This is a genomic window from uncultured Campylobacter sp. (assembly GCF_938040115.1).
Lineage (GTDB): Bacteria > Campylobacterota > Campylobacteria > Campylobacterales > Campylobacteraceae > Campylobacter_A.
The window spans coordinates 1-17,403 of record NZ_CALHXD010000108.1 but is presented as its reverse complement, the minus strand read 5'-3'; the positions used below and the strand labels follow the sequence as shown (position 1 = coordinate 17,403).

At 45.6% G+C, this 17,403-nt stretch carries 16 protein-coding genes and 1 pseudogene; all 17 read left to right on the top strand.

Annotated elements, in window-relative coordinates:
* Positions 1-1,519 (top strand): ammonia-forming cytochrome c nitrite reductase subunit c552 (locus Q0314_RS04220; protein WP_298056853.1); only part of this gene is annotated, 1,519 nt, incomplete at its 5' end.
* Between the two features lie 152 nt (positions 1,520-1,671).
* Positions 1,672-2,118, top strand: coding sequence for a lysozyme inhibitor LprI family protein (locus tag Q0314_RS04215; RefSeq protein WP_298056851.1), 447 nt, complete (start codon positions 1,672-1,674; stop codon positions 2,116-2,118).
* Positions 2,115-3,149, top strand: a complete 1,035-nt coding sequence (gene lpxB, locus Q0314_RS04210; RefSeq protein WP_298056849.1) for a lipid-A-disaccharide synthase — start codon at positions 2,115-2,117, stop codon at positions 3,147-3,149. Before Q0314_RS04215 ends, lpxB begins: the two co-directional genes overlap by 4 nt.
* Before the next feature lie 3 nt (positions 3,150-3,152).
* Positions 3,153-3,635: a transcription elongation factor GreA gene (gene greA / locus Q0314_RS04205; protein WP_122863211.1), complete on the top strand. Its 483-nt coding sequence runs from the start codon at positions 3,153-3,155 to the stop codon at positions 3,633-3,635.
* Between the two features lie 133 nt (positions 3,636-3,768).
* Positions 3,769-4,509, top strand: a complete 741-nt coding sequence (locus Q0314_RS04200) for a UDP-2,3-diacylglucosamine diphosphatase (protein ID WP_298056845.1) — start codon at positions 3,769-3,771, stop codon at positions 4,507-4,509.
* 1 nt (position 4,510) lies between these two features.
* The gene (locus Q0314_RS04195; RefSeq protein ID WP_002947271.1) at positions 4,511-5,452 is read left to right on the top strand and encodes a chemotaxis protein; all 942 of its coding nucleotides are present in this window, start codon (positions 4,511-4,513) and stop codon (positions 5,450-5,452) included.
* 11 nt (positions 5,453-5,463) lie between these two features.
* Entirely contained in the window at positions 5,464-7,824 is a 2,361-nt protein-coding gene (locus Q0314_RS04190; RefSeq protein WP_298056840.1) for a chemotaxis protein CheW, read from the top strand.
* Between the two features lie 3 nt (positions 7,825-7,827).
* A complete protein-coding gene (locus Q0314_RS04185) occupies positions 7,828-8,325 on the top strand; it encodes a chemotaxis protein CheW (protein WP_298056837.1) in 498 nt (165 codons plus the stop codon).
* An 8-nt stretch (positions 8,326-8,333) separates the two neighbouring features.
* A complete protein-coding gene (gene serB, locus Q0314_RS04180; RefSeq protein ID WP_298056835.1) occupies positions 8,334-8,957 on the top strand; it encodes a phosphoserine phosphatase SerB in 624 nt (207 codons plus the stop codon).
* Between the two features lie 13 nt (positions 8,958-8,970).
* A complete protein-coding gene (locus Q0314_RS04175; RefSeq protein WP_298056834.1) occupies positions 8,971-9,966 on the top strand; it encodes a transaldolase in 996 nt (331 codons plus the stop codon).
* Complete coding sequence (locus tag Q0314_RS04170; RefSeq protein ID WP_298056832.1) at positions 9,963-12,269, top strand: PilT/PilU family type 4a pilus ATPase; 2,307 nt, start codon at positions 9,963-9,965, stop codon at positions 12,267-12,269. The genes Q0314_RS04175 and Q0314_RS04170 overlap by 4 nt, the downstream gene beginning before the upstream one ends.
* Positions 12,270-12,327: 58 nt before the next feature.
* Positions 12,328-12,864: a 50S ribosomal protein L25/general stress protein Ctc gene (locus Q0314_RS04165; protein WP_298056830.1), complete on the top strand. Its 537-nt coding sequence runs from the start codon at positions 12,328-12,330 to the stop codon at positions 12,862-12,864.
* An 8-nt stretch (positions 12,865-12,872) separates the two neighbouring features.
* Positions 12,873-13,433, top strand: coding sequence for an aminoacyl-tRNA hydrolase (pth, locus tag Q0314_RS04160; RefSeq protein ID WP_298056828.1), 561 nt, complete (start codon positions 12,873-12,875; stop codon positions 13,431-13,433).
* A 331-nt stretch (positions 13,434-13,764) separates the two neighbouring features.
* Entirely contained in the window at positions 13,765-14,826 is a 1,062-nt protein-coding gene (locus tag Q0314_RS04155; RefSeq protein ID WP_298056826.1) for an LptF/LptG family permease, read from the top strand.
* Positions 14,827-14,881: 55 nt separating this feature from the next.
* Positions 14,882-16,123: a diaminopimelate decarboxylase gene (gene lysA / locus Q0314_RS04150; RefSeq protein WP_298056823.1), complete on the top strand. Its 1,242-nt coding sequence runs from the start codon at positions 14,882-14,884 to the stop codon at positions 16,121-16,123.
* Between the two features lie 9 nt (positions 16,124-16,132).
* A complete protein-coding gene (pheA, locus tag Q0314_RS04145) occupies positions 16,133-17,209 on the top strand; it encodes a prephenate dehydratase (RefSeq protein WP_298056821.1) in 1,077 nt (358 codons plus the stop codon).
* A gap of 1 nt (position 17,210) precedes the next feature.
* Positions 17,211-17,403, top strand: a pseudogene (locus tag Q0314_RS04140) (histidinol-phosphate transaminase); the annotation flags it as partial.

Sequence of the window (17,403 nt, the reverse complement as noted above, 5' to 3'; positions counted from 1 at the left end):
TGCTTACAAAAAAATGGAGCATAAAAGCGACGCAAATCCAAAAGGAAGCGAATTTATAGAAACGGCTTTCGGCGGAGATTTACCTTATAGCAAGATTATTCGCTGGCCTGCGGCTACGGTGTTTTGGAACGGCTATGCGTTCGGCGTGGATTACAGCAAACCGCGAACCCACTACTATTCGCAGATAGATCAGATCGAGACCAAAAGAAACGATAAAGAGTATCTAAACGCTCACGGGCTTCCTGCATTTAAGGGTCAGCCAGGATATTGCGTCAATTGCCACACCGGATATTTAACCGCGCTTCAAGTTGATGGCGATTATAACCTAACTGCCGATCCTACGCCTGCTGCAACTAAGCCTATGCCGTTTTTCGACGTAATGCCTAAAGAGGAAGGCGAAAAGAGAAAAGCCGCGTGGACGAAGATGAACTCTATTCCGTATTTTGACGTCATGAAAAAGATCGCGGCTAAACACGGCGAGAGTATCCACGGCTCGCACTTAGGTAGCACCTGTGCAGACTGCCACTCGCCAGATGATATGAGTCTAAGAGTTACAAGACCCGCATTCGTAAACGCAATGGTCGCTAGAGGCTACCAAGCCGACGCAAAAAGCGGTATAAAGGCCACCAGACAAGAGATGAGAAGCTATGTTTGTATGCAGTGCCACGTAGAATACTATCCTGCAGGCAAAGAATCCGTTTTAACCTTCCCTTGGAATTTCTGGAAGAAAGACGAGCCGTTTAAGATCGAGAATTTCGACCAATACTATGACGATCAGTTAGCCAAAGAGGACGGGTTTAAATTTGACTACATCCACAAAGATACCGGCGCTAAAATCATCAAGATGCAGCACTCAGAAGCTGAGCTAAGCTCAACCGGTATCCACGGAAGAAGCGGCGTAACGTGTGCAGACTGCCATATGCCGTATAAACGCGCCGGGGCTCAAAAGATTACCGAACATGAAATTTTAACTCCGCTTGCCGATATAAACGCGGCTTGCAAAACTTGCCACCCGCAAAGCGAACAAGTGCTAAAAGATAGAATTTCATTCGTACAAAATCGCCACGCTTACGAGCTAAGAAACTGCGAAAATGCGCTACTTTCTTTGATCCAAGACATAAAAACGGCTAGAGCCGAGCTAGCTAAGCACGAGAAATTTGCTTCGATCGCCGATGAAAAAGAGAGAAAAGAAGCTATCAGTAAGGCTCTTGAAAAGACTCTTTACTTGCACCGCAAAACTCACATCCGCTGGGACTTCGCATTTAGCGAAAACAGCTACGGCTTCCACGGAGACGAAGAGTCGGCTAGGATCCTAGGTCAATGTAAAGAATTTGCTCGCCAAGGACAAACCGAGCTAGTTAACGAGCTTGCGCCTTACGGCATCAGCATCAAGCTAACCCAGGAAGCTACTCCGGTTCCTGCGCCTGCTTCTTTAGGACATAAATATCCTATCGGCGTAGCGCCTACCGAAGCTATGAAAAAAGCCGACGAAGACGTTAAGAACCTAAATTTTAAATAAACCCCAAAACCCAAGGCCTACGGGCTTTGGGTTTTTAAATTTACGCATTTATCTTTCAAATTTTAAAATCCGAATTTTTCTTATAAATTTAAATTTTATTGTTTATTTAGCCGTTTTAGGCGATAATTCCCGTTAAATTTAAAGGGTAAAATATGCTTAAAAAATTTATTTTTGCTGCGTTTGCGGCGAGCCTCGTTTTTGGTGCGCAAGAACTTGCGATCAAAGCAAAACCTGCGTCAAGCATCGAGGAAACTTCGGAAGAGGAATTTGATGAATCGCAAGCGCGCGTAGATGAGTGTATGCAAAAAGATAGCTCGACTGCAGGCATGATACAGTGCATAGACGCCGAATTTGCTATCCAAGATAAACTCCTAAATCAAAATTACAAAAAAGCCATGAGCGTGCTAAACGACGAAAATAAAAAGAAACTAAAAGATATCCAACGTAAATGGGTGGCTTATAAAGAGGCTAAATGTCCGTTTGTGCCGCCTATGGGTACGCTTTATGCCGTAACGGCCGCTGATTGTTACCTGCAGATGACTAAGGAGCGCGCAAGAGAGCTTGCAAACTTAGCTGAGGACTTTGAGGGCAATCAGTGAAGCTACTCGTCTCTTGTTTGGAGGCCTCTGCAAATTTGCACTTCGAGCAGGTTTTAGAGCATCTGCCAAAGTGCGAACTAAAGGGCATTTTTGACAAAAAATTCGGCGAACCTTTTATGCGAAGCTCGGAGTTTTCTGCGATGGGCTTCGTGGAGGTTTTACCGCTTTATTTTAAGGCAAAACGCGCGATAAAAGAGATGACGCGCCTAGCTACAGAGTGCGACGCCGTGCTACTCATCGATAGTCCCGCCTTTAACCTGCCGCTAGCTAAAGCGATCAAAGAGGCCGGTATCAAAACGCCCGTGACCTACTACATCTTGCCGCAGGTGTGGGCGTGGAAGGCTGGACGCGTGGCGAAAGTCGAGGCGTACTGCGATCATTTGGCTTCGATTTTGCCGTTTGACGGGATGTACTACAATCGCTCGCGCTACGTCGGACACCCGCTGCTTGATGAACTACGAGTACGAAAAAACGAGCTTTTGCAAAGCGGTAAGATCGCTTTTATGCCCGGATCCCGCCGCGCCGAAATTTCGCGTCTGATGCCGATTTTTCGCGAAGTGGCGAGCCAGATAAAAGGCAAAGAAAAAATGCTCGTCGTACCGTCATTTTTGGCAAACGATATGCAAATTTATGGCGACGTGAGCGGCTTTAGCGTCGTTACGGACGCTCCGCGCGCGCTTTTGCAAAGCGAGTTTGCCTTTATCTGCTCGGGTACCGCGACGCTGCAGGCTGCGCTCGTGGGCACGCCGTTTGTACTAGCCTATAAAGCCAAAGCCATCGACATAATGATAGCGCGGATGTTTGTGAAGCTGCGCCACATCGGGCTTGCAAATATCATGTTTGATTTTATGGGCGAAGCGGCGCTGCACGAGGAGCTACTGCAAGAGGAAGTAATGCCAAGCAATCTAATAAAAGCCTACGAGAGCTGCGATAAAGAGAAATTTATCAAAGGCTGCGAGAAGCTACGAAAATACCTAGAACACGGCTCTGCAGCCAGCGTAGCGCAAATTTTAATAACGAATAAAGGATGAAAAATGACCGAACCGATGACGCTTTTTGGATATGAAAAAATCACAAACGAACTAAAAAATTTAAAGACCGTCGAACGTCCGAATATCGTCGAGGAGATCGACATTGCGCGCAGTCACGGCGACCTAAAAGAAAACGCCGAATACCACGCCGCGCGCGAAAAACAGGCGTTTATCGAGAGCCGTATAGCCGAGCTTAGCGACATAGTAAGCCGCGCTAAGGTAATCGACCCCGCCGAATACGAGCACGATAAGGTAAAATTTGGCTCCACGGTCGTCATTATGGACGTAGAAACCGAGCTTGAAAGGACCTATACGCTCGTGGGCACGCCTGAGAGCAACCTGGAGCGCGGACTCATCTCGATTAACTCGCCCCTAGCCAAACAGCTAATCGGCAAGAGCGAGGGCGACGAGGTCGCGCTAAATTTGCCAAACGGCAGAAGCGACGTCGAGATCGTATCCGTTAGCTACAAACCGATCAAATTCTAGAGCCGATGAGCGCGTTTAAAACCGTTAAATTTATGAGCTCGGCCGGTAAATTTGAGCCGTTAAATTTAACTACGGCGCTTGTAAAATTTGAAATATTTAGTCGCAAATTTGACGCCGCAAAAAGTAAAATTTGATGCCTGAGCAAATCGTCGTAAAAAGCGGCGCGATCTTTATCGCCGACTCGCACGAAAACGAAAATCGCGAAAATTTTTGGCGTTTTTTATGCGCGTTAAAAAGCGGCGAGATAAAGACGCCGCAGCTGTTTTTGATGGGCGATATGTTTGATTTTTTGGCGGGCGAGTGCGAGTTTTTCGTCAAATTTTACGAGCGATATATTCACACGATAGACGAGCTGGGCGAGGAAATGGAAATTTATTATTTCGAGGGAAATCACGATTTTAACCTAGCAAGGCTTTTTAAAAACGTCAAAGCCTATCCTATCGGCGCTCAGCCGGTTAATTTTGCCTCTGAGTGCGGACAGAGCGTGCTTATCGCGCACGGAGATATATTTTTGCCTTTCGTTTCGAAATACGCTTTGAGATTTTTACGCGTTAAAATTTTTTTAAAAACGATGAATTTTTTCGATAAATTTCTAAATTTTAGGCTCTCGAAACGAATTTTAAATAAGCTTAAACGAAAAATTTTAGATTATAAAATACCGAATTTTAAGAATTTAGCCGAGGCAAAAATGCGCCAATATAACGCATTTTACGAGGCCGACATTGTCATCGAGGGGCACTATCACCAAGGCAAACAGTACACGATAGGTAAACAAAAATATATAAATATTCCATCTTTTGCATGCGAGCAAAGCTATTTTGTAGTAGAATACGACCAGAATATTAAGTTTGCTCGAAAGAGCGTAAAGGTTTAAAATGCTTAACAACGGCACATTAAAAACCGGTTCAAATGAGATGGAGCTTGTTGATTTTCGTATCTTTAAGCAGTCGGGAGACAATGTATATGAGGGCATATACGGCGTCAACGTCGCTAAGGTACGCGAGATCATTAAGATGCCAAATTTAACCGAGCTTCCCGGAGTACCCGAGTATATCGAGGGGATTTTTGATCTGCGCGGCGTCGTGATACCTGTCATAAATTTAGCTAAATGGATGCAGATAAACGAGCCTAAGGGCGGAGCTATCAAGCCTCGCGTCATCATTGCCGAATTTAGCGGTATATTGATAGGCTTTATCGTCCACGAGGCAAAGCGAATCAGGCGCATAAGCTGGGCGGACATCGAGGCGGCGACTTTTGCCTCAAATGCTGGAACGCTAGATAAAGGCAAGATAACAGGCGTAACTCGCATCGAAAACGACGAAGTTTTGCTCATACTAGACCTTGAAAGCGTCGTCGAAGAGCTTGGCATTTATAGCCCGAAAATGGAAGTAGAGATCGATCAAAGTAAGCTTTTAAGCGGTTTAGCACTAGTGCTAGACGATAGCTCGACGGCAAGAAAACTAGTAAAAGATATGCTAGAAAAAATGGGACTAAAAGTAGTCGAAGCAAAAGACGGCGTAGAGGGGCTTGCTAGGATGGAGGATCTTTACGAGATGTACGGCGATAAGTTAAATAACTTTTTAAGGGTAATTTTGAGCGATATCGAGATGCCGCAGATGGACGGATACCGCTTTGCATCGACGATAAAAGACGATCCGAGATATACGGGAATTCCTATCATATTTAACTCTTCTTTAAGCAACGATTATAGCGAAGCTCAAAGCAGAGAGGCCGGAGCCGCAGCATATCTAACCAAATTTGACGCATCGCTATTTTATAACGAAGTGCTTCGCGTGATCGAAGCGCACAAGAAATAAGGGGGAAAATCATGGATGATATGAGAGAAATAATGGAAGACTTCCTGGTTGAAGCCTTCGAACTAGTAGAACAAATAGACCATGACCTCATAGAACTAGAGTCAAATCCCGAAGATTTAGAGCTTTTAAATAGAATTTTCCGCGTTGCGCATACGGTCAAGGGATCATCGAGCTTTTTAAATTTCGATATCCTTACTAAGCTTACGCACCATATGGAAGACGTGCTAAACAAGGCTCGTCGCAATGAACTAAAGATAACTCCGGATATCATGGACGTGGTACTAGAGTCCGTAGATATGATGAAGGGGCTACTGCACGGTATCAGAGATAGCGGTAACGATACGGACGTAGGCATCGAGATAGAAGATATCTGCAAAAGACTAACCGCGATATCCGAAGGCGAAGCCCCGAGTGCGGCCGCTAGCGAGCCTGCTCCCGCGGCGCCAGAGCCTGTGGTAGAGACGCCGAAAGAGCCTGAGCCCGAACCCGTTAGCGATGAGAATTTATCAAATTTAAGCGACGACGAGGTCGAAGCCGAGATAGAAAGACTACTAAAAGTAAGAAAGGCCGAGGATCAAGCAAGACGTGCTCAAAAAGCAGCCGGAGGCGAAGCGCCAAAACCTGCCGCACCGGCCACGTCGCAAGCTGCCGCTCCCTCAAATTCGGCTCCGGCTCCAAAACCCGCTCCCGCAAAGCCGGCCGATAAAAAAGAGGAGAAAAAAGTTCCCGCAACCGGAGGCGGAGGAAGTACGGACGAGCAGACTATACGCGTCGAGGTTAAGCGCCTAGATCACCTGATGAACCTGATCGGCGAGTTGGTGCTTGGCAAAAACAGATTGCTTAAAATTTACGACGACGTCGAGGAGAGATACGAGGGCGAGAAATTCCTCGAGGAGCTAAATCAAGTAGTATCTAGCCTAAGCCTAGTGACTACCGATATACAGCTAGCCGTTATGAAAACGAGGATGCTGCCTATCGCAAAGGTGTTTAATAAATTCCCTCGTATGATCCGCGATCTAAGCCGCGAGCTAAATAAGCAAATCGACCTTGAAATCACGGGCGAGGAGACGGAGCTGGATAAATCTATCGTCGAGCAAATCGGCGATCCGCTCGTGCATATGATAAGAAACTCGTGCGACCACGGCATCGAAGACGGTCCTACCAGACTAGCTGCAGGCAAGCCTGAAAAAGGCACTATTCAGCTAAAAGCCTACAACGAAGGCAACCATATCGTAGTCGAGATCACCGACGACGGTAAGGGGCTAGACGCCGATATGCTAAAGGCACGCTCGATAGAAAAGGGCATCATCACCGAGCGCGAAGCCGATACTATGAGCGATAAAGAGGCGTTTGGGCTTATATTTAAGCCTGGATTTTCGACTGCTGCGAAGGTAACTAACGTAAGCGGTCGCGGCGTGGGAATGGACGTCGTAAAGACTAATATCGAAAAGCTAAACGGCATAATCGACATCGAAAGCGAAGTGGGCAAGGGCACGACGATGAAGCTAAAGATTCCGCTCACGCTAGCTATTATCCAGTCGCTTTTAGTCGGCGCTCAGGAGGAGTTTTTCGCTATTCCTCTAGCAAGCGTTTTAGAGACCGTGCGCGTACCGATCGACGATATCTATACGATCGACGGCAAAAACGTGCTCAGACTACGCGATGAAGTACTATCGCTAGTTAAGCTATCTGATATCTTTGGCGTCAAGCAGGTCTTTGACGGCGGAGATCAGACATACGTGGTTGTTATCGGCGTAGCGGAAGCAAAGCTAGGTATCATCGTAGATAGTCTAGTAGGACAAGAAGAGATTGTAATTAAGTCAATGGGCGATTATCTCCAAAACATCCCCGGAATCGCAGGCGCTACGATAAGAGGCGACGGCCGCGTAACGCTAATCATCGACGTGGGCATGATGATGGAGATGGCAAAAGACATAAAAGTAGACATAAAAGCTAGTATAGAGGCCTCAAAGAGCGTCAAAGAAAAACCGAGCGATTATAAGGTACTAATCGTAGACGACTCGAAGATGGACAGAACCATAATGCAAAAATCGCTAGCCCCTCTTGGCGTAACGGTGATCGAGGCTACCAACGGAGTCGAGGCTCTAACTATCGTAAAATCTGGCGAACATGCGCTTGATGCGATGCTAATTGATATCGAAATGCCGCGAATGGACGGCTACACGCTAGCGGGCGAAATTCGCAAGTACTCAAAATATAGAAATTTGCCGCTTATTGCGGTAACCTCAAGGACGTCAAAGACCGACAGGCTAAGAGGCGTGGAGGTAGGAATGACTGAGTACATCACCAAGCCGTATTCGTCCGAGTACCTTGAAAACGTAGTTAGAAAAAATATCAAACTAATAGGATAGAACATGAACGACAAACTAAATCAGGTTCTAAAAAGACAAAAAAGACAGGTGATAGACCCGAGCGAAAAAGAGCGCGAGGAGATCGTCCAGCTAGTCGGTTTCATCGTGGGCGACGAGGAGTATGCGATACCCATTTTAAATATCCAAGAGATCATTAAACCGATCGAATACACTCGCGTGCCTAGCGTACCGGACTATGTTTTAGGCGTGTTTAACCTGCGCGGTAGCGTCATCCCGCTAATCGACTTGAGAAAGAAATTTTCTCTAAACGCTGCAAAACCGAGCCCAAGCACGAGGTATATCGTGATGAAAGAGGGCGATAACGTCGCGGGATTTGTGATCGATAGGCTAACGGAGGCCATCAGAATACAGCAAAACAGGATCGATTCGCCGCCTGAAACGCTTTTAAAAGATAAAGGCATGATTTACGGTATCGGCAAAAGAGATAACAATATCCTTACGATTTTAAAAGTCGAAGCGTTGCTAAAGCGCGATTTCTAGGATCAAATTTGATAAAGCTTTGCGTATTTGATTTTGATTCGACGCTGATGGACGGCGAGACGATAGATTTTCTAGCTGCAGCAAAAGGCGTGGGCGATGAGGTCAGCGAAATAACTGCAAAAGCGATGGCGGGCGAGCTTGATTTTTTTGAGAGTTTAACGCGCCGCGTATCGCTTTTAAAGGGGCTTGAGCTTGCTAAAGTAGATCAAATTTGCTCAAATTTGCCGCTAATGCCAGGAGCCGCCGAGCTAATCGCGCATCTAAAAAGTAAAGGCGTCAAGGTCGTTGTTTTTAGCGGAGGATTTCACTCCGGCACGGACAGAGCGCAAGAGAAGCTCAAATTTGACGCTAGCTTTGCAAATATCCTGCACCACAAAGACGGCATCCTAACCGGACTCGTGGGCGGCGAGATGATGTTTGGCTTTTCAAAGGGCGCGATGCTTGCAAATTTACAAAATTTGCTCGGTATCTCAAAAGAGCAGACGATGAGCGTGGGCGACGGCGCCAACGACTTATCTATGTTTGAGCATTCAAATTTAAAAATCGCGTTTTGCGCGAAGCAAATTTTGAGGCAAGCGGCAACTTGTTGCGTGGATAAAAAAGATTTGCGCGAGATCATAAATTTGATATAAAAAGGCGAGAAAAATGTTTAATAACGATATAAATTTTTCATTGTGGTGCGACTTTATCGAGCGCGACTTTTTGCAAGACGAGTTTGAAAATTTACTTCAAATAGGCGCTATTAACGGCGTGACCTCAAATCCGTCCATCTTTAAAGCCGCGTTTTTGTCGGACTCCTACAAGGACGTCATCGGCCAAATGGGCAAAAAATATCCAAAGGCGCTTTACGAGGCGCTCGCGGTGCAAGATATCAAGATAGCCGCGACCAAGCTTTTGAGGCATTACGCAAACGGCGACGACGGGTTTGTTAGCATCGAGGTCGATCCTAGCTTTTGCGATAACGCCGCGGCTACGGTGGACGAGGGCGCTAGGCTACACGCAGAGATCGGCATGCCAAACGTCATGATCAAAATCCCTGCGACAAAAGCGGGCTTTGAAGCGATGAGCGCATTAACCGCGCGCGGTATCGCTGTAAATGCGACGCTAATTTTCTCGCCGGAGCAAGCCGTAGCGTGTTTGGACGCTTTTGAGGAGGGCGTGAAGGCTTGTGAGAAGAAATTTCCGCTAACGCCGCTGCCAAAAAGCGTGATTAGCATTTTTGTTAGCAGGTTTGATCGCTTGCTAGATGAAAAAATGCGCGAGAACTCGCTACCGACGGGTCAAATCGGTATTATGAACGCAACTAAAATTTATAAAATCATAGAAAATAAAAGCTTGCCGACGACGCGCGCGCTATTTGCTAGCACGGGCGTAAAGGGCGATGAGCTGGCAAAAGACTACTACGTAAAAGAGCTAATGTATCAAAATGCGGTAAATACGGCTCCGCTTGATACTATCAAAGCTTTTATCGCGAGCAAAAACGAACCTAAAACCGCCGTTAGCGACGATAGTATAGAGAAATTTTTTGGCGTAGTAAAAAGAGCCGACATAGATATGGAGAAGGTTTACAAAGACTTGCTAAACGACGGCTTAAAGCAGTTCGTGACGGCATTTGAAGATATAATGAAAGCGCTTAAATGAAGCCTTTGAGATTTACCTCGTCGCAGCAAGAAGATGCAATGGACTACGAGCCTATCGGTTCTAGTATTAAATTTGACACTCAAGACGACGAACTTGAGCGTATTATAAATCTAAGAGCGAATGCGGTAAAAAACGATATACAAAAAATAAGAGATAAAAATAGAGATAAAAATAGAGAAGATTCGCAAGAAGAGCAAATAATAGAGCTAAAATCTGAAAAAGATGAGCAGAAGATCGGCGAAGTTGCAGATAAAAATTTGAGCGATCATGAGCCCATGTTTAAATTTGGACAAAATTTTGATTTTGAGAACTTGCCTGCGCTCAAACCCATAGACGATGAGCCCGTAAAAATCAAAGAAGCGGCGGAAACCGTCAAATTTGACGGTTTTATCGAGCCTGGTGACTTGGAGGCAAAAAAACACGAGCTAAGCGAAAATCTTCAAGCTATCAACGAAGCACTGAGCGAAATAGACGCACTGGACGAGATGCCGCCAAAAAAAGATGAGTTTGACGAGACTGCGAAAGCTACGGCGCAAGAACAGTCGATTTGCGATGAAACGCCGGATGTAAAATTTGGCGGAGATAACGTAAGTTTGGATGATTTGGGTATTAAATTTACGCAAGAAGAGGTCGGCATGCAACAGCACCCTAGCGAAAAGGATCAAATTTTAGACTTTTTTCAAAACGAATTTAGCATAGTTCAAGATGAAGAAAATAAAGATATAGAGGATAAAATCGGCATAATAAATAACGATGGCGCCAGCGACAAAAACGAGATAAACGCAATCCCTGTGCAGCTGAATTTAAACGTTGGTTTTGGAGATGATCGGCAAAATAAAGAGCAAAAAAATATCGACGAATCCATAAATTTGCGTGAATTGCAAGCGCAAAATTTAGAGCCGAATTTCACACAAATGCAAACTGCCGCAAATAAAGTTGCGGCGCAAGTGCAAACTATAAACGATAGGCAAGAAAACCAAACAAATACGTTAAAAAAACCTGAAGTGAGACCGGTTAAATACAAGGACAGGGCGGCGCTTTTAGCCGAGCTTGGCATCGGTATGGAAGATGAAACTTTCGGGATGCCGATTAGAACCACGGTGCCGCAGAGCGACGAAGAGAACGAAAAAAAAGCCGAAATGAAGGTTATACTGGATGGGTATCTAACAAAACTTATCGAGCTTGGCGGTAGCGACTTGCACGTAAAATCCAGCAAAGTAGTTCGCGGTAGATTTAACGGCGAGATATTTACGATGGGCGATAAAATTTTAGATTACGACAACTCGATACTACTTGCAAAGGAGATTTTAGGGGCGAATTATTACAATCTTATGAAAAAAAAGAGTGTGGATTTTACATATAAATTAAACGACGACTACCGTTTCCGTTCAAACGTCTTTTTGCAGATGGATGGCGTATCTTTCGTATTTAGAACGATCCCAACGAAAATTCCTACGATGTCCGAGCTTTTATTGCCGCCGGTTATTGAAAAGCTTTGCAATAAAGTAAATAGAGGCATCATCCTAGTAACTGGACCTACCGGTAGCGGTAAAACAACGACACTAGCTAGCATGATAAACCACCTAAATCACACAAAAAACTACCACATAGTCACTATCGAAGATCCGATCGAGTTTATATATAACGACGACAAAAGCGTAATAAATCAGCGCGGTATCGGCCAAGACGTAGATAGTTTCGCCGACGCGCTAAGGGCCTCTTTGCGCGAGGATCCGGATGTTATATTTGTGGGCGAGATGAGAGACCTGGAGACCGTTAGAACCGCGATAAATGCAGCAGAAACAGGACACTTGGTGCTTGCTACGCTTCACACCCTTGATGCTAAAGAAACTATCGGCCGCGTCATAAATATGTTTCCTAAAGAGGAGCAAAACCGCATAAGGATGACCTTTGCCTCGGTTGCGGAGGCTATCATATCTCAGCGCCTTGTCGTGACTACGACCGGCAAACGCCGCGTCGCTTGCGAAATAATGGTAAAAAACATAAGAATAAGAGATATGATCTTAGAAGATAGAGATAGCGAAATTTACGACGCGATAGAGCAAAGTAAAAATACCTACGGAATGCAGACCTTCGAGCAGCATTTGCTTGACATGTATACTTCGGGAATTATAACAAAAGAAGAAGCGCTAAAAAGCGCCAGCAGAAGGGAAAACCTCGATATCAAAATCAAGAGCGCCGACCTTGCTAAAAAACGAGCTATGGTTGCCTCTATCGAAGAGGATGCCGAGCTTTTAAAAGAATTTCAAAGCGAAGTTATTGCGCTCAAAGATATCAAGTAAGGCGAAATTTATATAAATTTGGGTATCATCGGCTTCTATTTTTCAAGAAAGGAAAACGATGTTAGAAGGTATCGTTAGAGAGAGTATCGGTAAAAAGGCGTCAAAAGCCTTGAGAAGAGATGGTTATCTAATCGCCAACATTTACGGCAAGGGATTAGAGAATGTGCAAGCCGCTTTTAAAATCAACGATTTTATAAAAGAGGTTCGCAAAAAAGAGAGCCTTGCGTTTGACGTAAAAGTAGGCGGAAAAACCTTAAAAGTCGTAGTAGTCGAATACCAAAAAGACCCTGTGACAAACGCGCTAAAGCACGTTGATTTAAAGGTTGCGCTTCCAGGCGTCGTCTCAAAGTATATGATTCCGGTTAAACCTTATGGAACTCCTGTGGGTCTAAAAAATAAAGGCGTTTTGATCATCTCAAAAAGACGCTTAGCCGTAAAATGCACGGCTGAAAATTTGCCGAATTCATTCGACATAGACGTTAGCGGTCTTGATATAGACGACACTGTCCTAGTGCGCGATATAGCCGTTCCTGCGGGCGTTACTATGATCGATGCTGACCGCGTAGCGGTTCTAGGCGTAATAAAAGCTAAATAAGGCTAGCCTTGATACTCATAGTCGGACTGGGAAACCCCGGTCCCGAGTACTCCAAAACAAGACACAATGTCGGCTTTATGCTGATAGATAGACTCAAAAACTCAAATTTTACGGATGTAAGCTCGGCCAAATTTCAAGGCGAGCTATTTAAATTTCAAAATTTACTTCTTTTAAAACCGACAACTTTTATGAATCTAAGCGGACGAAGCGTAAAAGCCGTCGCTGATTTTTACAAACCCGAGCGCGTTATCGTTATTCACGACGATCTTGATTTAAATTTCGGCGTCGTTAAATTTAAAAAGGGCGGCGGAAACGGCGGACACAACGGGCTAAAATCAATCGACGCATTAATGGGCGCAGACTACGAGCGCGTGCGTATCGGTATCGGTAGGAGCGCGCACAAAGGCGAAAGCGCGGTAACCGGCCACGTGCTTGGCGAATTTAACGCAGAGGAAAAAGAAGGGCTGGAAAAGATTTTGAACTACTGTGAAAACGCGCTAAATGAGCTTATAAAAACCGACATCGACGCCGTTTCTCAAAAATTTTCAACCAAAAAAGGCATTTTGTGAGCGGGTTAAATTTGATATTTAAGGCTTTTGTTTTTCGTCAAATTTTGGATTTTTTTAAAGCGCTAAAAAACTGGTTAAATTTAGAGTCCAAATTTAAAACCGTGCGCCAAATCTTCTTTACAGCAAATTTTATAAATTTACTTAAAAATTTTACTAGCAAATTTATAAAATTTACGAAAAGTGCTGTTTTTTCGCAGGCTTGTCTTTTGTCTAGAGTCTTATATTTATTAAATTTCACGCGAAAAATGGAGCTGTTTAAATTTAGTACTTTTGAGAGCTTTGCTCTTGTCCGCTGCCCCGCGTGCGCAAAATTTGATTTAAAAGGCCATAAATGAATCTTTACGCGCGTTACGTCGGCTGGCTTTATTTTAAATATTTCATGATTTTATTCATCGCGCTCACGCTTTTTTACGTCGGCATCGACATCCTAACCAACCTAAAAGACATGCCCGCAAGCGCGAACCTAAAGCTGCTTTACTTCGGCCTCACCTCGCTTACGGCGGTAAACTACGTCTTACCGCTCGCACTCATTTTTGCGCTGATAACTAGCAAATTTAGCATGATTCGCAGCAACGAGCTCGTGAGCTTTTACGCGCTGGGTATAGATAAAAATCGCCTGATAAAACCGCCTTTTTACATCGCGTTTGCTATCACGTTTATCTACGTCGGGCTAAATTTCACGCCTTTTGCCTACGCCTACGAGTACGGGCGAAACATCGTGAAACTCTCGAATTTATCGCGTACGAGTTCGGATATTTTCTTAAAATTCGAAGGCAAATTTGTCTACATGGATAGCCTAAATCCTATTAGCGGCGAGGCTAAAGACGTGCGGATATTTGACATAAACGGCAGCAACTTGCGCAGCGCTACCTTTGGCGAAAGCGGGAGGTTTATAGACGATGCGTGGCTTTTAAAAAATGCTAAAATCGTAAATTTGCCGCAAAATATTAAGCTTGGCGAAAAGGGGCTTGATATCAAAATGCCAAGCGAGCTAAAAACGCTTGAAAATTTTAAACCAAAAACAATAGAAAGCGCGTCAGCGGAGAGCTCGGCGATCACGATCCCGGATGCCGTGGATTATATTTTGGCGTTTAAAGACGAGGGCATCGGGCTAAATTCGACCAAAACCACGCTTTATAACCTCGCTTTTGCACCGTTTTTTGCGCCTTTTATGGTGCTTATTATTTACTATTTTTTGCCGGTTACGGGACGATTTTTTAACCTCGCCTTAAAAAGCTTTATCTTCACGATCGCCTCGCTTTGCGTCTGGGGCGCGCTTTTTGTGATGATGAGGTTTGCTAGAAACGGCGTCGTCTCACCCGAGGTCGGCGTGCTTTTACCGATTATTTTACTTGGTGCTTACGCTTTTTATCTGCGTTTTGGGAGTCGTTAAGAGAGATTTAGGCAAAATTTCTGTAAAATCTAACTATTTTTAAACAAGGTTGGTTATGGATTTTACGAATTTAGCGCAAAAATACGGCACCCCTCTTTACGTTTACGATTTTGACTACATGGCACACCGCTACGAAGCGCTAAAAAACGCGTTTCACGCTAGAAAATCTCTCGTATGCTACGCCGTTAAGGCAAACTCAAATTTAAGCGTTTTGAAATTTTTAGCCGGGCTTGGGGCCGGATTTGACTGCGTGAGCGTGGGTGAAGTTAGGCGCGCTTTGCTGGCGGGAGCTAAAAGCTATCAGATAATCCTAAGCGGCGTGGGCAAGCGCGACGACGAGCTTAAATTTGCGCTGGAAAATGAAATCTTGATGATAAATTTAGAAAGCGAAGCCGAGATGAACCGCCTGGAAACGCTCGCAAAACAGCTCGGAAAGTCCGCTCGCATCAGCATCCGCGTAAATCCAGACATCGACGCTAAGACTCACCCCTATATCTCGACCGGACTAAACGAAAATAAATTCGGCGTAGATCTTCAAACGGCGAAAAAAATGTACCTTCACGCCAAAAACTCGCCGCATCTAGAACCGGTCGGTATCCACAGCCACATCGGCTCGCAGCTAACCGACATCAAGCCCGTTATCGAAGCGGCAAAGATCGTGGCAAATTTGACTCGCGAGCTAAAAGCGGCGCAAATCGACATCAAATTTTTTGACGTCGGCGGCGGCATAGGCATCGTTTACGGCGACGAGAGCGAGCCTGATCTATACGAATACGCACAGGGCATTTTAGCAAATTTAAGCGGCCTGGACGTCACGGTAGTCTGCGAGCCTGGACGCTTTATCGTCGGCAACGCGGGATATTTTCTAACTAGCGTGCTTTACGAGAAATTTAATAAAAACAAGCGCTTTGTGGTCGTGGACGGCGCGATGAACGACCTCATACGCCCAAGCCTCTATCAGGCTAGGCATAAAATTTTTGCTCTTAGCGGCGGCAAGACTCTTTGCGAGTGCAAGACCGAGCAGCTTCGGGAGCTCAAATTTACCCCTTGCGACGTGGTTGGACCGATCTGCGAGAGCGGAGACTTTCTCGCAAAAGATCGAAATTTGCCGCCGTTAAATCCAGGCGATCTCGTCGTCATCAAATCAGCCGGCGCATACGGCTTTGCGATGAGTAGCAACTACAACACTCGCGGACGCGCCGCGGAGGTCGCGGTAAAAGGTGGCGAGGACTTTTTGATTAGGCGCCGCGAGAGTTTTGAGGATGTAGTGGCGCTGGAGCGCGAATTTTTAGGCTAGGGAGCGAAAATGCAAAACATAAACGACCTTAGAAACGAGATAGACAAGATCGACGACGAGGTGCTAAGGCGCCTAAACGAGCGCATGAATTTCGTACGAAAGATCGGCGAGCTAAAGCAAACTAGCGGCAGCGCGATCTACCGCCCCGAGCGCGAAAGAGCGATCCTAAACCGCCTAGAGGGGCAAGACTCCGCCTTTTTAAACAAGGCTGCGATTGAGGCGATTTATCTTGAGATTTTCGCCGTCAGTAGAAACCTCGAGATGCCGGAAAAAGTCGCCTATCTAGGGCCTGAGGGCACCTACACGCACCAAGCCGCGGAGAGTCGATTTGGCGCGATGAGCGCATATCTGCCGCTAGCTAGCATCGAGGCGGTTTTTACCAAACTAAAGCACAAAGAGGCCAAATACGGCGTCGTGCCGATAGAAAATAATACAGAAGGCGCGGTAGGCGCGACGCTGGACTGCCTCGGGCGGTTTGATAGCGTCAAGGTCGTGGCTGAAATTTACATGGATATTCATCATATTTTTGCGAGCAAGTGCGAAAATTTAAAGGATATCAAACGCATCTACTCGCACCCGCAAGGCTACAATCAGTGCCGCAAATTTTTAGACGATCATATGCTTTCATCAGTCGAGTTTATCCCGGCAAAATCAACCGCGCAGGCCGCGCAGCTAGCCGGCAGCGAGCCAAATTCGGCCGCCATCTGTTCTAAGATCGCAGCCAAGCTTTACGGCGTGCCGATCTTGTTTGAGACGATCGAGGACAACGCCGCAAACCGTACGAGATTTTTTATATTAAGCGATTTTAAAAACGAGCGCGCGCAAAGAAATAAAACGTCTATCTTAGCAAAGACCGAGCACCGTCCGGGCGGGCTAGTGGAGCTACTTTTGGCATTTAGAGACGAGGGTATAAATATAACCAAACTAGAGAGCCGCCCGATAAAACAGCGCGAATTTAAGGCGAATTTTTATATAGATTTCGAGGGGCACATCGACGACGACAACGTCCAAAAAGCGATACAAAAAGCGATAAGCTACGGCCACGAGATCGCGTGGCTAGGAAGCTACGTCGCGTGGGAGGAGTGAGATGAAATTTAACGAAAATTTGGCAAATTTAGTAAGCTACGAAGCGGGCAAACCTATCGAGCTTGTCGTACGCGAATACGGCATCGACGCAAAAGACGTCATCAAGCTAGCCAGCAATGAAAACCCATACGGCACGAGTCCTGCGGTAGTAAAAGCAGTCGGCGAGATAGTAAATAAAATGCACCTCTACCCCG

Excerpts from the sequence above, each read along its gene's own strand:
- Q0314_RS04215 (WP_298056851.1), top strand. The coding sequence starts at position 1,672 with ATGCTTAAAAAATTTATTTTTGCTGCGTTTGCGGCGAGCCTCGTTTTT.
- greA (WP_122863211.1), top strand. The coding sequence starts at position 3,153 with ATGACCGAACCGATGACGCTTTTTGGATATGAAAAAATCACAAACGAA.
- Q0314_RS04200 (WP_298056845.1), top strand. The coding sequence starts at position 3,769 with ATGCCTGAGCAAATCGTCGTAAAAAGCGGCGCGATCTTTATCGCCGAC.
- Q0314_RS04195 (WP_002947271.1), top strand. The coding sequence starts at position 4,511 with ATGCTTAACAACGGCACATTAAAAACCGGTTCAAATGAGATGGAGCTT.
- Q0314_RS04190 (WP_298056840.1), top strand. The coding sequence starts at position 5,464 with ATGGATGATATGAGAGAAATAATGGAAGACTTCCTGGTTGAAGCCTTC.
- Q0314_RS04185 (WP_298056837.1), top strand. The coding sequence starts at position 7,828 with ATGAACGACAAACTAAATCAGGTTCTAAAAAGACAAAAAAGACAGGTG.
- Q0314_RS04175 (WP_298056834.1), top strand. The coding sequence starts at position 8,971 with ATGTTTAATAACGATATAAATTTTTCATTGTGGTGCGACTTTATCGAG.
- Q0314_RS04170 (WP_298056832.1), top strand. The coding sequence starts at position 9,963 with ATGAAGCCTTTGAGATTTACCTCGTCGCAGCAAGAAGATGCAATGGAC.
- Q0314_RS04165 (WP_298056830.1), top strand. The coding sequence starts at position 12,328 with ATGTTAGAAGGTATCGTTAGAGAGAGTATCGGTAAAAAGGCGTCAAAA.
- Q0314_RS04155 (WP_298056826.1), top strand. The coding sequence starts at position 13,765 with ATGAATCTTTACGCGCGTTACGTCGGCTGGCTTTATTTTAAATATTTC.
- lysA (WP_298056823.1), top strand. The coding sequence starts at position 14,882 with ATGGATTTTACGAATTTAGCGCAAAAATACGGCACCCCTCTTTACGTT.
- pheA (WP_298056821.1), top strand. The coding sequence starts at position 16,133 with ATGCAAAACATAAACGACCTTAGAAACGAGATAGACAAGATCGACGAC.